Annotated in this window: 12 protein-coding genes and 3 pseudogenes; 10 read left to right on the top strand and 5 right to left on the bottom strand. The window is 42.3% G+C overall.

Translation table 11 applies throughout. The features are described 5' to 3' along the window. Positions 1–101 (top strand): annotated as a pseudogene (locus QUA40_RS18350) (IS630 family transposase); the annotation flags it as partial. Between the two features lie 172 nt (positions 102–273). Here the strand turns inward: QUA40_RS18350 and QUA40_RS18345 are convergent. Both QUA40_RS18345 and QUA40_RS18340 read right to left on the bottom strand, forming a co-directional pair. Continuing rightward, positions 274–633, bottom strand: coding sequence for a hypothetical protein (locus QUA40_RS18345; RefSeq protein ID WP_194060967.1), 360 nt, complete (start codon positions 631–633; stop codon positions 274–276). A gap of 420 nt (positions 634–1,053) precedes the next feature. Next, positions 1,054–1,779 carry a hypothetical protein gene (locus tag QUA40_RS18340; RefSeq protein WP_333128331.1) on the bottom strand — a complete coding sequence of 242 codons (726 nt, stop codon included), beginning with the start codon at positions 1,777–1,779 and terminating at the stop codon, positions 1,054–1,056. Positions 1,780–1,941: 162 nt separating this feature from the next. Here QUA40_RS18340 and QUA40_RS18335 point away from each other — a divergent pair, with 162 nt between their 5' ends. The 3 genes from QUA40_RS18335 to QUA40_RS18325 all read left to right on the top strand — a co-directional run bounded on the left by QUA40_RS18335 (position 1,942) and on the right by QUA40_RS18325 (position 7,012). Beyond that, on the top strand, positions 1,942–3,615 hold the full coding sequence (locus QUA40_RS18335) for an AAA family ATPase (protein WP_333128329.1): 1,674 nt from the start codon (positions 1,942–1,944) through the stop codon (positions 3,613–3,615). 838 nt (positions 3,616–4,453) lie between these two features. Beyond that, the gene (gene ltrA, locus QUA40_RS18330) at positions 4,454–6,184 is read left to right on the top strand and encodes a group II intron reverse transcriptase/maturase (RefSeq protein WP_333128326.1); all 1,731 of its coding nucleotides are present in this window, start codon (positions 4,454–4,456) and stop codon (positions 6,182–6,184) included. Between the two features lie 375 nt (positions 6,185–6,559). Next, positions 6,560–7,012: a hypothetical protein gene (locus tag QUA40_RS18325; RefSeq protein WP_333128324.1), complete on the top strand. Its 453-nt coding sequence runs from the start codon at positions 6,560–6,562 to the stop codon at positions 7,010–7,012. A gap of 668 nt (positions 7,013–7,680) precedes the next feature. On the opposite strand, the gene QUA40_RS18320 is transcribed toward QUA40_RS18325, so the two are convergent. Next, positions 7,681–8,604 carry a transposase family protein gene (locus tag QUA40_RS18320; protein WP_333128322.1) on the bottom strand — a complete coding sequence of 308 codons (924 nt, stop codon included), beginning with the start codon at positions 8,602–8,604 and terminating at the stop codon, positions 7,681–7,683. Between the two features lie 67 nt (positions 8,605–8,671). On the opposite strand from QUA40_RS18320, the pseudogene QUA40_RS18315 reads away from it, so the two are divergent. Further along, positions 8,672–8,770, top strand: a pseudogene (locus QUA40_RS18315) (IS66 family transposase); the annotation flags it as partial. A 12-nt stretch (positions 8,771–8,782) separates the two neighbouring features. On the opposite strand, the pseudogene QUA40_RS29060 reads toward QUA40_RS18315, so the two are convergent. Both QUA40_RS29060 and QUA40_RS18305 read right to left on the bottom strand, forming a co-directional pair. Beyond that, positions 8,783–9,249, bottom strand: a pseudogene (locus QUA40_RS29060) (IS630 family transposase). Between the two features lie 949 nt (positions 9,250–10,198). After that, positions 10,199–10,387 carry a hypothetical protein gene (locus QUA40_RS18305; RefSeq protein ID WP_333128318.1) on the bottom strand — a complete coding sequence of 63 codons (189 nt, stop codon included), beginning with the start codon at positions 10,385–10,387 and terminating at the stop codon, positions 10,199–10,201. Positions 10,388–10,617: 230 nt separating this feature from the next. Here QUA40_RS18305 and QUA40_RS18300 point away from each other — a divergent pair, with 230 nt between their 5' ends. From QUA40_RS18300 to QUA40_RS18280, 5 genes are all read left to right on the top strand, one after another. Beyond that, positions 10,618–11,232, top strand: a complete 615-nt coding sequence (locus tag QUA40_RS18300) for a CIS tube protein (RefSeq protein ID WP_333128316.1) — start codon at positions 10,618–10,620, stop codon at positions 11,230–11,232. A 94-nt stretch (positions 11,233–11,326) separates the two neighbouring features. Then, complete coding sequence (locus QUA40_RS18295) at positions 11,327–11,617, top strand: hypothetical protein (RefSeq protein WP_333128314.1); 291 nt, start codon at positions 11,327–11,329, stop codon at positions 11,615–11,617. A 10-nt stretch (positions 11,618–11,627) separates the two neighbouring features. Then, positions 11,628–12,761 (top strand): hypothetical protein, encoded by a 1,134-nt coding sequence (locus tag QUA40_RS18290; RefSeq protein ID WP_333128312.1) that lies wholly within the window; start codon positions 11,628–11,630, stop codon positions 12,759–12,761. Continuing rightward, entirely contained in the window at positions 12,758–13,561 is an 804-nt protein-coding gene (locus QUA40_RS18285; protein WP_333128310.1) for a phage baseplate assembly protein V, read from the top strand. Before QUA40_RS18290 ends, QUA40_RS18285 begins: the two co-directional genes overlap by 4 nt. Before the next feature lie 12 nt (positions 13,562–13,573). Further along, the gene (locus QUA40_RS18280) at positions 13,574–13,897 is read left to right on the top strand and encodes a hypothetical protein (RefSeq protein ID WP_333128307.1); all 324 of its coding nucleotides are present in this window, start codon (positions 13,574–13,576) and stop codon (positions 13,895–13,897) included. Position 13,898: the final 1 nt, after the last annotated feature.

Here is a 13,898-nt window from a genome sequence, read left to right as displayed (position 1 = left end):
TAAATGATATTGAGCATGATTTTAGTGCATTAAAGAGAGCTAAAATGTATGCGTCTCCTGGCACATCTCTTGATGAAGTTATTCGTGCTTATTGTGCATGAAGAGTGTCTCATACTTATTTGAAATGACTATATTACTCCAAGCGCTATTAACTAAAGCCTTCTGAAAATGCGAGCGCAAATATCGCAAAGGGAACTGGCGCGGTGGGTGGGCGGGCAAAACAAATCCTGCTTGGAGCAGGATTTTATCCCCTTTATCGGGGGTCGTCATTGATTACTTGATAAAATCATCAATCTCTTCATTATCGTCAGTTGCCTTTTTCTTATGAGAAGCTTTGACTGCCGATTCGATATAACGGAAGTGCAAGTCAATGACTGCTTGCTCAGATGAAAGCCAGTAAACGTTGCTCAAGATTTCTTCAAGCATCTCGTCAGCCGAGTAGCCTTCATATTGCTTGTTAAACCAAGTGTTGAACGCTTCCCAGTCAAGAGCTTTACCTTTCTGCAACTGTCGTTGTTTGGCACGTCCCGTTAACTCGCGGGCAACGTGCAAAAACATCTCGAAGCGCTGTTCTTCAAGAGTTTCGGCAAATTGCTTTTGCATCGGAGTTGGAGCGGATTTGCGATTAGCCATGATTAACCCTCAAGCGTGTTTTTTTTCACAACTAAAGCGACGGCAGTCTGCTAATTACAATTAATTCAAAAAAAATAGTGGTGGGTGAGTGGGTAAAATTAAATTCACAATCAAGGTCAAAACTTCCTTGATTGTGAATTTATTCGGTATGCTTCCCAGAGCGTCCTGATTCGGACGGTGGCGACAATCATTACCCTGAAATGAAGGAGAAGGGGAAGGGGAAGGGGAAGGATAATTTTTTTAGTAATAACGCGATTTTACTAAAGTTTTTCTACCTTTCTCCCAAGTTTTTCTACCCTTTCCGTTCCTTCCCCTTCCCCCTCCCCTTATTAAATGAATCGCGATTCGTGGAAAAAGCCTCGATAGAGGCAAAAAAATGCTCTGCTTTTTCAGCAGAGCTTTCTAATCAAACTTTAGCGATTATTCGTCGTCTTCCTCAAATTCTTCATCTTCGTCTAAACTAAAATCATCCTCCTCATCGTCATCATCCTCATCCTCATCGCCTTCGGAGTCTTCGTCATCCTCATCAATTTCATCGAGTATGTCATCAATTTCATCATCTTCATCATCGAGTTCGTCGTCGTCATCGAGTTCTTCAGTATCTTCTTCAGAGGATTTAGCTAACTCGTTGCGACGCTTTAAGCTTTGAGCATTGAACTCCATTAAATCGGCAATGGCAGCTTGCGGGTTGTCAGCAATTGTATCGTAAAGTTGGCTCATCGCTAAGGCAACAACTTCGACACCATACTTGAGTTCCTCGGGCCGGCCAACTAGCTTGGGAAACACAGTATTGTTCCACTCTTGCCAGTCGAACTTTTTACCATTGCCATTACCGTTGCGCTTGTTCAACTGAGCTTGAATATCCAATCCCAGTTTTTCGCGAATTGCGTGGCCAACCTTTGTCGAAATACGGCTATCGCGACGCTGAATGGTCACACCATACTTCTTATGAATTGTATTCCGAATCTGTTTGACTAGCTCGCCAGCAAGTTGCTCGGAGCTGAGGTTAGGTTGAGGTTTTGATTTGGCTCCATTGTTACTGCCGACTGTTTGACTGTTCTGCTTTTCAGACGGTTTAGATTTAGCAGGCACTGGTGACTGAGAGCGAATAGGAGTGGCTGCGGTTTGTTTTTTAGCTGTGACCATGATTGACAATTTAACTTGCTTAACATCAATTTATGAGTGCCGTTAGGCACAATTACCCCCTCCACTTGAGGGGGAGAATTTCGCTCATTAGCAGGAAGCTAAATCTTAATTATGTTAATTAAACTTTTATGTAAAACTTCCTCTATTTAGTTGTATAAAATCATGAAGCTTTTCACTACAGGGTCTAATTTAAGAGCCACTCAAACTCCCATATTTGCCCTCGAATATTACAGTGCAGATCGCCAAAAAATATTGTCATCATTTCATCAGTACGCCAGTGAGTGTTGTTTACCTGTTTATTATTGGAATCCTGGCTATGCAACTCTTCAACAGGTGCGGTGTTTGGATAAACATCTCCCGAATTTAGGTTGTCATTCTGATATGGCAAACGTTTCCGATATTTCCCAGATGTATAATAGTGAATACGTCTTATGTAAAACTGAGCTATCTGTCGAGAGTGATGTCCTGCAATTTCTGCTGGAAAATGACTGCCCCGGTATCTTTTTGTTAGAGGACATTTTGGAGTCAGACAGTACCGAACAGCCTCTTGTCCGCCGTTATTCTCAATTGGCTAACGCATTCTTTGAGCTGAAAGGGCGTTGGGCCAACCAATATTGGGTACTGCTGGGTGAGTACATCCAATTGCCATCAAAGCTAAGTCCATTAATTCCTCTACTCAAATGTCCGTTACCCGATCGCTTTGAAGTCGAAGTTCTTGTGGATAATTTTTGCGATCGCAATTGTTCCCTTGATTTTGGTTCAGATGCGGTAACTGCTAAAAAGCGGCTGGCTGTTTCTAGTCTAGGGCTGCCACAGGCTGAAATTGAATTGGTGTTAGATCGATCGCTCTCTGTGACCGCTTCAGTTGTCCAAATCGCTCAGTTGGTATTGGAGCATAAAATATCGCAACTTCGAGACCAGGGGTTGGAGTTCATTGCTTCTCCCGACGTGCCTCATGCTGGTGGTTTAGATTTATTAGACGCTTATTTGAGCGAAGTCGTAAAGCTGTCAGAAGCTGATGCCAAGAAATATCACCTCAGACCTCCCAAAGGAATGCTGCTGTGGGGGCCGCCGGGGACGGGCAAAAGTTTGAGTGCAAAGCTAGCTGCTAAGACGCTAGGTTATGCGCTTTTAGCAGCAAGTTGGGGCAATATTATAGGTTCCTCTAATCCAGATCGCGCTCTCAACAAAATGCTGGATACAGCCGATAATTTGGGCGGCTGCGTGTTGTTCTTTGACGATTTTGACAAGGGTTTTTCTGGCTGGGAATCAAATGCTGATGGCGGTGTAGCTAGGCGGCTCTCGCAGAAATTGCTCACATGGATGCAGGAGCATGAAAGCCCCGTGTTAATGTTAGCTACTGTTAACCGCTTAGAAATGCTGCCGGCTGAACTTATCCGCAGATTTGACGACGGCGGAATCTGGTTTGTGGATTTGCCACACAGCGGCGCTCGCTATGAGATTTTCAATTTGCACTTAGCTAAGTATTTCCCAGAGCAGTTTGGGGAAGGAAAAGAGAATCTTTGGAGCGACAGACAGTGGTATTCGCTACTATCTGATTATGCCGGAGCAACCAGTGCTGAAATTGCGATCGCAGTAAAGCGCTGTGCTGAACGAGCCTATTGTGAAGGGCGACCGGGTAAAATTGAATTGGCCCATTTGCGTTATCAGAGAACTCAGTTTGTGCTATCGTCTGAGCGTTCTTCTGAAGATATCCAGGGGATTCGCAACAAAGCGTCCTTTGCTCGGCCTGCTTCTGGGAGGGATGAGTCTAAATTCGCGGCGGGAGAGCAAGAGTTATTCGAGTATCGGCCATCTGCTTACGATAAAACTTGAGTGCATGATAAACAACAATAGCATGGGTTTTTGGGTGAGCCAAAAAGTTTTGACTGTTGATAGAATTAGCGCAAAAGTTTTATAGCGCTTTCCCTCGCAAATAATAACCAGTGCATGTGTTCAATAACAAATGCACTGGTGATCGTATTATAAGCTAAGACTTAACTTGGACGCGGTAGCCGCAATTTTCAAGGCCGAGTTTGACTCCCTGCCAAGTTAACCCTGTTTCTGGTTCAAGCGGTACAGTTAAAGTATTGGTGTGCGATTCGTTTAACCTAAATGGATTAAAAATCCAGGGACGGTTAGCCTAACCCCTTGGTTAGTGTAACTGATTATACATCTAGGTGCAGGATTCACAAGTCCCTAGTCCTAGTCCGCAGGTGCAGCGGTAAAAGCATATCCCCTATTTTGTTAAGTAGCAACTAACAAAGTAAAGCGGGGATAAAAGGCAGACTACTGATAGCCGAAACTGGTAACTGCCGATCAAGAGTTTATGTGTAGCGAAAGCAAAGATGTGTCTGAACCATCGTCCTTTTAAGATGGTCTAACGGCTGAATAAGACCAAGCCAAAAGGCAAGGATAGGGCATAGGCGTTTACCTATATGACCTACAAGCACTGCCCAGAAACCCGGTGGAGAGCATCACACTAAAAGCTCAAACAATGTGTAGTCGGAACGAAGTAACTCTCATATATTTCTGGAAACAGGTCGATTCCCCAGTAAGTAGCTAACGAATAGTATGTGAGAGAAGGATTGTGTGAAAAGCCAACGCTCTGTTGTAATGACAGAGATATGCAGACAGACGCATGATAACTTCAAAGATAGGAATTTGAGTAGCAATGAATAAGTCTAAAACGCGGGACAACCCGACGGTGGAATGGAACCAAATCAATTGGCGAAAAGTCGAAAGATTGACGTTCAAGTTGCAAAAACGTATCTATCGAGCAAGTGAGCGTGGCGAAGTCAAAGCAGTTCGTAAGCTTCAGAAGACCTTGATTAATTCTTGGTCTAATAAGGTTTTAGCAGTACGACGGGTAACACAAGATAATACTGGCAAACGTACAGCAGGAGTGGATGGTATTAAATTACTAACCCCGAAGCAACGAATTAAGCTAGTAAGTCAGCTAAAACCAACTGGCAAATCACAACCGACACGTCGAATAATGATTCCAAAACCAGGAACTAATGAGTCAAGACCATTAGGCATACCTACTATGTACGACCGCGCCTTACAAGCAGTTGTAAAAGCAGCGCTTGAGCCAGAATGGGAAGCTAAATTCGAGCCTAACTCATTTGGTTTTAGACCCGGTAGGTCGTGTCACGATGCAATAGGAGCTATCTTTGACAGTATCAGATATAAAGCTAAATACGTGCTGGACGCTGATATTGCCAAATGCTTTGCCCGCATTAATCACAAAGCATTACTTGACAAAATCAATACCTATCCGCGACTCCGAAAACAAATTAAGTCGTGGCTTAAAAGCGGGGTATTAGACCAAGGTGAAATTTTTCCGACCACGGAAGGTACGCCACAAGGAGGGGTTATTTCCCCGCTATTGGCTAACATAGCCCTTCACGGAATGGAAGAACGGGTTAAACAATATGCGGAAACGCTAAAAAAAGGATACTTGGGTATCAATAAAAAAGATAAACGAGCATCACTAAGCTTAATCCGATACGCCGATGACTTTGTGATTATGCACAAAGACATTGAAGTAGTAACAACCTGTCATCAGATAATTGCGGAATGGTTAGGTGACATTGGCTTAGAATTAAAGCCAAGCAAAACAAAATTAACCCACACCCTCAATGAATACAATGGAAATGTTGGGTTTGAGTTTTTAGGGTTCCACATACAACAACATAAGGTAGGCAACTACCGAAGTGCCAGAAGTACACATGGAATACCACTAGGGTTTAAGACGTTAATCACCCCTTCAAATGCAAAAATAAAAGCTCACCTCTCCAGAATAGCTGAAGTAATAGACACTCATAATACCGCCCCACAAGCTGCTTTAATTAGACGGCTAAATCCAATAATTAGAGGCTGGTCAAACTATTACTCTACAGTAGTAAGTAAGGAAAGGTTTTTAAAAGTAGATAGCCTTATTTACGACAAATTAAGAGCATGGGCAAAACGACGGGGAAAAGGTAACATCAACAAAGACAAATACTGGCGTACAGTAGGCGACAGAAATTGGTGTTTCAGCACAGAAGAAGGTATAAAGTTAGCCCAACACTCAGCAACGCCTATTATAAGGCACGTAAAGGTCAAGGGCAATTCAACACCCTACAACGGTGACTGGATTTATTGGAGCAAAAGACGTGGAGAATACCCTGAAACACCAACAAGAGTGGCAACACTTCTTAAAAAACAAAAAGGTAAATGTACCCACTGCGGTCTGTACTTTACACCTACAGACACTGTAGAAGTTGATCATATCCAACCCCGCTCCTTAAGTGGTAAGGATGAATATATAAACCTCCAACTTCTACACAAACACTGTCACGACACAAAAACTAAAAATTATTGCTCCTTCCAAAAGAGCTATGATGATAACCCGTTTTGAATTGTACCCATAAAAAGGGTGAAGATATCAAGGAGCCGGATGAAGCGAAAGTTTCATGTCCGGTTCTGAAAGAGAGGTAGGGGTAGAAATGCCCCTATCGACTCTACCTGTGTAGCCGTCAGGACATACACTACTAGATAAACTTCGCTATTTACAAGCTTGTATGTGTCAAAAAATCCGTTAGGTTCATTGGTTTGAGGAGATGATGTTATGTTAACTATTTTAGGCTTTTTAGAGTTGGTTTAACTCGCTATGTAAAGTTTTGTATTAACTTCAAAATTTATGGTATAAAGTCCAATATTTAATTTTTTAAATTTTTTAAAATAACCGTCATTTAGTGATAAAATTTAAGAAAATAAATGGAAGAGTTTAGTGATGAGCCTTACCCCTTATAAATCGACTAAATCGTTAATTACTTGGAGTGAAAATGGAAGAATTCCATATGGTTATACTATTGCAAAAAACCTCGATTTCCTTGGGAATATGGTTTGGCTGCTTTTCTTACTAGCACTCTTAGGAGTTACCTCTGTTGTTTGGCTTTGGGTTGCTAGCTTTCGCAGTGGTTGGAAATTTTTAAGTTGGCTAAATGCTCAACCCACTGATCAAACAGTTATGGCAACAAATGTATTCTACCACTTCATTATTATGCTAGTATCTCCTTTTGCCCTATTTGCAAGTTGGTCTCAAAAACAGATCCAGCAATGGTTAGGAATCTCATTTCCCTCGGAAATCGATTTGCACTCTATTATCGAGGAACAATTGGGTTTTAAATTAGGCGATGGATCTCCCTATTTACCGGCACCCACCAAAAAATCCTCTGATCCTTGAACGTTTTTTAAAATGGTTTAGACTGGAGAGATATACCTGATGGGGCGACTTTGTCGCCCCAAATACTTAATATTATGGTAGTGCCCTGAAGGTAATGATGGCTGAAACAGCCTAACAGCGGGAGTCTATGGAGACACTGCCGTATAGAAAGATCCAAGTATCCGCCCAAGACAGAAGCCACGATGCTGATTCTCTCATTGAGCTACTGGCTATCTGGCTGCAAAGACGTGAAAGAAGTCGGGATACTTCAGGGCTGCAAAGCCGACTTTAAGCTCTGAAAGCCTTGTCTGGAAGAACTTATAGCCATCATTACCTAAATAGGACTACCAATATTATAAAGGATGTAGCGATTTGTGGTAAAAAAAAGATAGACCTCCTCGATAATTTTGTTCGGTTAACTAGCCAACTGGCTCACAAATTACCATGTAGGTTTCTGCTTACGTCTCAAAAAAAATCATTTTATTGAAGTCAATAAAAATATTTACCGTTAATTAAATAATCTAGGCCCAACGATTAGACATCTCCGAAAACACTCAAAGCCTCTGTATAGTTAATTTCTAGGACGTAAATGTAATCATCGTAAATTAGCTAGTGTGTACGATGAAACCAGAGTTTGAGATATTTATTGTTGATAATTATGCCAAAATATTGAGTAAGCTGTGTTAATTTTAATCCGAGCATTTCCCCGCTTTTCCTAATGGTAATATTAAGGCTCCAATTCGCAATCTTACTATTCCACAAATCGTTAAAATTACTTGCTCATATTTTTGGGGATTTAATCTAAATCTTTCTTGGGCAACTCGAAATATCTTGACCGTTCTAATTCGATGTTCCACAAAAATTCGGCGAGCCGAAAACGCTTTGTTTTCTTCTTTTTGTTCAGTTGTTAATTCTCGGTTTCTGGGTTTTTTAATGGGAGTTGTTATTAAATCTTCTCCAACGTAAGCTTTATCTCCCTTAAATCTTTGTTGAGGGTCAAACTCGGAGCGATATTCCCGGAATAAGGTTATATCGCTTTTAGGTCCAGGTTCCCCTGCCACAACATCAACTATATCTCTACCATCTGGCATGATAATTATTTGACTTTTGAATGTATGATTACTCTTCTTGCCTGAAAAGTATTTTTCTTGTTCATCCTTATCTCCAGGTCTCTCTCTGACTTGTTCGTAGGTATCTACTATTAATTCATATTCTGTGAGTATTTCCTTAACTATTGCATGGTCAGCAGCGTTTTTTTTTACTTGTTCCAGCAAGCTAGATGGTAGCAATTCTCGCAGGTGCGGCAACCAATAGTTAAATGTATCATTAGCTGTAGACTCACTTACTCCAAACTGGATGCCCAGAAGTTGAAATGTTGTCATATGCCTCAGATAGACCAAGGTTAAAATTATTTCTTCGGGAAGAGATAGTTTGGGTTTTCGACCTCCTCCACCAGCAATAATTCTCACTTTCTTTGCTTCTAGTAAAGCTTGTTTTTCATGATGTAATCGTTCGGCATTTTGGAGCAATTGTTGTAACTCTTCATAGGCGAGACCAATTAATCGCTGTGTTTCTTTATGATTTTCTTCAATATGATTCAGGATGTCGCTCATCTTTCTGTGTAAAAAAAGGTCTCTTATGTTCTTTTACCACATAATGTTACTATTTTGGAGATGTCTATTGGCTAATCGCATCAAGCGTCATTGGACAGAGTGGTTCACTTTTTTAGATTATCCGGAAGTGAAACAGGATAACAATGATGCCGAAAGAGCAATACAGCACTTTGCGTGACTAAGAGGTACAGTAACAGCAGTGAGCAAAATAATTTTCGATTTGCTTACTTGAACATAATTTCACTCCTAATTCCAATAGTTTTTCTACTATCTGTACACTTCGAGGTACAAATCTCCTGAGCCATGCCTTTAGTTCCCACCACAAATGTTCAATCGGGTTGAATTCCGGTGAGTACGGTGATAAATACACTACTCTTGCTCCCGCTGCTTCGATCATTTCTTCTACCCCCTCTACCTTATGCGCCTTCAAATTATCCATGACTAATACAGCTCCTTTCCATAATTTGGAAGTTGTTCTTGCAGAAATTTCTTGAACTCCTCTCCGTTTAGCGATTTTTCCATTGTCTTCATGGCGATGACTTTATCTTTGTTTATTGCCCCAACTACTGTTACCCTACTTCCTCTATAAAATGGCTTGATATCGTAGCTTCTTTCTCCCTTTTTACTTCTAGCCACTTGCCTCATTATCCCTAGTAATACGCCCATTTCGTCCAAAAATATCAGATTTTCTGGTTCCACCTCTCGGATTTTTTCCCAATATTCTAGTCGTTTCTTTTGATTGATTTCTTTATGGGCTTGACTGCTCCGGAGTGTTTTTTTTTTCAAAGTGAGTTGCTGCTTTTGTAGGAATCGGCACATGGCACTCTCGCTCAACCATACTCCGGTTTTTTCGTGCCAATACTCACAGTATTCGGCTAGTGTGTAATCTGGATACTTAGCTACCATCTCTTCTATTTGTTGTTCGTGACCAAACAGTAGGCTCGGTTTACCACCCTTTGCCTGACTAGGGAGTAATCTTCCTGTCTCTTTTTTTCGCTTTAGTAGTGCTTGTACCGTACTTTTACGCTCCTTGAAATCTTTCTGCTACTTTCCGAAGAGAGGTCTTACCTGCTTCATAAGTGTCAACGATCTTTTGACGCATATCTAGGGAATACGGTTTCATTTTTCTCTTTCTTACCACCTCTACTATTGTACTTTATCGTTAAGCCAAGTGCTGTATATGAGAGAAGAATAAGCGGCGTTGCTTAATCAGGGTATGAAACAAATAAATTTAAAATCCAGAAGCTTTGTGGACGCTGGTTTTTATGAATTGCATATTTAGCCTTTCATACCGTAAATCAGCAACGCCGAATAAGCATATGGACGTGCAAAAATATGTCGGTCGCATTCAAGAGCTTGGGCAATATGAAAGATGACATAGTAGTTTTTATATCGGTCTATATGGTCAGAATTGGGTGATGTTTCTAGAAAATTCTTGGGAGTTCGTTACTGAATTAAAAAGTATTAATTCTAATAAGCTTCAGGCTTATCATCGAGGTCTGCGAGCCAGAAGGCTTATCGCATCTATAATTTTAGCCTTCTATATCGCCCCGCCAGGAAATATACTCCTCAATCTTCCCCAGTGGCGATGACATTATACTCTAGGTTCCTCAACGGCTTCACCACTTGATTCTGGGTTAAATGATTCACCTAGTGTAGACGTCAGGCTTGTGGCGTCTTTTGCCGCTTGTTCAGCAAGCGTGCGAAACAAATTTGCCAGAAAACCGAGAATGAATGCCAAAGTAACGGGAACGACAACCAGCCAGAAGACGATCGCACGCATAAACTGGTCTCCAAACCAACTGCTTCCAATTATACAACGCACTCATCGGAATGTCAATATAATCCCGTAAAATAAACTAACATTAAGTTTTAGGAAGAAATATAAAAAAAACAAGAAAATGTAAGAGGATAGATGAAAGTAGCAATCCAATGTAAAAATTAGTGTGCTGTCAAGCCATGTTTCTAGTACGAAAAAATTTCAATCTTTAAGCGAAGGAGTAGTGTCTCATAATGACTTTTCCTGGTTCCCCCAAATTACCCAAGGGTGCGATCGTAGCTGTTGATTCATCTACAAAGAGAGTGGTCAGCACAGTCACATTCCAGTACAATCCAGAAACCCTGACACGAAACCTTCAGCCGCAAGTAGCGAGTGAAAAAAATGGTGCTAAAGTTGAAGCTTTGCGCTTAGAAGGTGCGCCTGTAGAAACCATCAAGCTCGATGTTGAACTTGATGCCACCGATCAACTGGAACAGGCAGAAAAAAACGCGATTGAACTGGGCATCTATCCTCAACTGTCTGCATTGGAAACTCTGATTTATCCCAAAAGCACACAGGTGATTTCCAATATGCAGCAATTAGAGAGGGGGATGATCGAAATAGTGCCAATGGAAGCTCCTATGACTTTGCTCGTGTGGGGTAATAAACGGGTACTCCCTGTTCGTCTAAATGATTTCAGCATTACCGAAGAAGCGTATGACGTTAACCTCAACCCAATTCGGGCAAAGGTGTCCCTCAGTTTGCGAGTTTTGAACTACAACGATCTACCTTGGGGGAAACCGGCATCTAAATTATTCCTGGCTCATCACATAAGTAAAGAATTTATGGCAGCTATAAGGTATTGTTAGTAATCTCGCTTCCATCACACATGATTTCAATATTAATCAATTTCTTTAAGACATTTGCCTATTCATTTTTGACTCCCTACTTAATTTCAAGATTATGTTTGAGCATACTAGCCGCTACTACAACTTAGAAACCGCGCAAACCACTACCGCTGATGGGCGTAAAATTTCATACAAACGCCGTCGTTTTTTACCGCAGGGGCAAGCTATGCCGCTGTTGCAAGAAGTCATGGTGGTAGAAGGCGATCGCTTAGATTTAATTACTCATAATACGCTGGGTGATGCTGAGCAATTTTGGCAGGTGTGTGATGCTAATAACATCCTAAATCCAACTGAACTCACCGCTGAAATTGGGGAGACAATCCGAATTCCAATGCCACAGATTTGAGGACGTTGCTATGCCACTGGGAATTAACCTAACTTTGTTGATTGGTGCCAACCAACCTAAACCTGCCCCCATGCTCATGGAAGCTATTCATAGCGTTGAAGTCACTTATAGCGCGGAAGGGTCTTCTGGCTTTCAAATTATCTTTCAAGTGGGTCGCGCTGGACGCAATGATTTGCAGGACTATCAACTCCTAAAAAATCCCTTGTTAAATGTTTTTAATCGGGTAATTTTAATCATGACGTTAGGAGCTAATGCTCAAGTCCTGATGGATGGCATCATTACAAACCAGCAGTTTTCACCGAGTATGACACCAGGGGGTTCCACGTTCACCATTACGGGTGAAGATGTCAGCGTCATGATGGATTTAGAAGAGAAATCAGTAGAACATACTGCCCAGGATGAAGCGACGATCGCTCGTCTTTTAATTAGTAATTATTCCAAATACGGTTTGATTCCCAAAGTGGTGAATCCCCCCCTGCGAGATCAACCGACTCGCAATGAACGGATTCCCTCCCAACAAGGCACCGATCTAGAATATCTTAGAGCGATCGCCCAACGCTTTGCTTACGTCTTTTATGTCATTCCCGGCCCTGCATCCGGTAGTAACACCGCCTACTGGGGGCCGCCACAGCGCCAAGCTCAAGCACAGAAGGCATTAAGCGTTAATATGGGTTCCTTCAGTAATGTGGACTCGATCAACTTTCAGAATAATGCCTTAGCGGTGGCAGCCGTAGAGGGAAGCGTTCAAGACCGCAAAACGAACAAAATTCGACCTGTACAGGAATATAGCAGCGATCGCCCCCAATTAGCCAAGCAAGCCGCACTCACTCAGCAAACTCATCGACGCCTCAGACAGTTTCGCCAAACCGGTCGAGAAACCGCTCAAGCAGACGCCCACGCCCAAGCGATAACCGACCGCTCTGTGGACGATGTTGTCACGGTTACAGGGGAACTCGATACCCTGCGATACGGGGCGCTGCTGCAATTACGAGGATTGGTGGGTTTGCGAGGGGTAGGACACAGCTATGACGGCTTCTACTACGTCAAAAGCGTCACCCACAAAATTAGCAGGGGGCAATATAAGCAGAATTTTACCATTACCCGGGAAGGACTCGGAACCACAACACAAAGGGTGGCAATATGAAACAGTTTTTCGGCAAATATCGCGGTAAAGTAGCAGCAAACAAAGACCCCTTAAATTTAGGTCGAATTCAAGTTAGCGTTCCCGCAATCTTTGGAGAGGGACGCCAAAGTTGGGCATTGCCCTGCACTCCTTATGCTGGCAAAGATGTTGGCTTTTTTACCATTCCACCTGTTGATGCCAATGTTTGGGTGGAATTTGAAGGTGGCGACCCCGATTATCCGATTTGGAGTGGTTGTTTTTGGGGGGAAAATGAATTGCCTCAAAACGCCAAAGTTGATGATCCAGTTAAGGTGCAGGTGTTTAAAACGGATGGAATTACGATTACTTTAAGTAATTTAGGAAATAACAAAGGGTTAACGGTTGAAGTTGATAAGCCAGTGGTAGAAAAACCGCTAAAAATGGTTTTTAATGCCGATGGTATTGAACTGAATAATAACAACAAGACCACGGCTAAACTCATGGCAGAAACCATTGAATTGAAGAATGGGGAATCCTCTACGGTTACGATTGCGGGTGATAGTATTCAACTCAACGAAAGTGCTATTGAAATTAAACTGACGGCTAATAGTATTGAACTCAACTGTAATCCAGCAACAGTAAAGTTAACGACTTCCTCGGGGATTGAAATCGCAAACACCCCAGCAACAGCAAAGATTAGCTCGTCGGGAATTGAAATGAGTAGTACGCCAGCTAATGTCAAGATTGCATCGTCGGGAATTGAACTGAGTTATCCCATTGCCAATATCAAGCTTTCCCCCATCGGCGTGAATGTGAATAACGGTGCTTTGGAAGTCATGTAAGGAGGTGCTATCATGCCTGGTTTTTTACTCAATGTTGGTTCTACAGTCATTTGCGCTCATGGAGGACAGGCAAAACCTACCATCCCCAATCCCAGAGTGCGGGTGATGGGGATGCCGGTGACAACGCAAGGCCCCCCTTATGCGATCGCCGGTTGTGCCAATCCTCCCCCACCGGCTAACGTCGGCCCCTGCATCATTGGGAATTGGGTGGTGGCAGCACTGCGAGTCAGGGTAATGGGAATGCCTGTTCTGATGCAAGATAGTCAAGCTATCTGCGTTCCTACCGGTACGCCGCTGACTGTGCTTCTCACTCAAACTCGTGTTAAGGTAACGTAAC

Origin of the sequence: Microcoleus sp. Pol11C3, from assembly GCF_036701485.1 — a bacterium.
Taxonomy (GTDB): domain Bacteria; phylum Cyanobacteriota; class Cyanobacteriia; order Cyanobacteriales; family Microcoleaceae; genus Microcoleus.
This window is presented reverse-complemented; position numbering and strand designations above follow the sequence as displayed.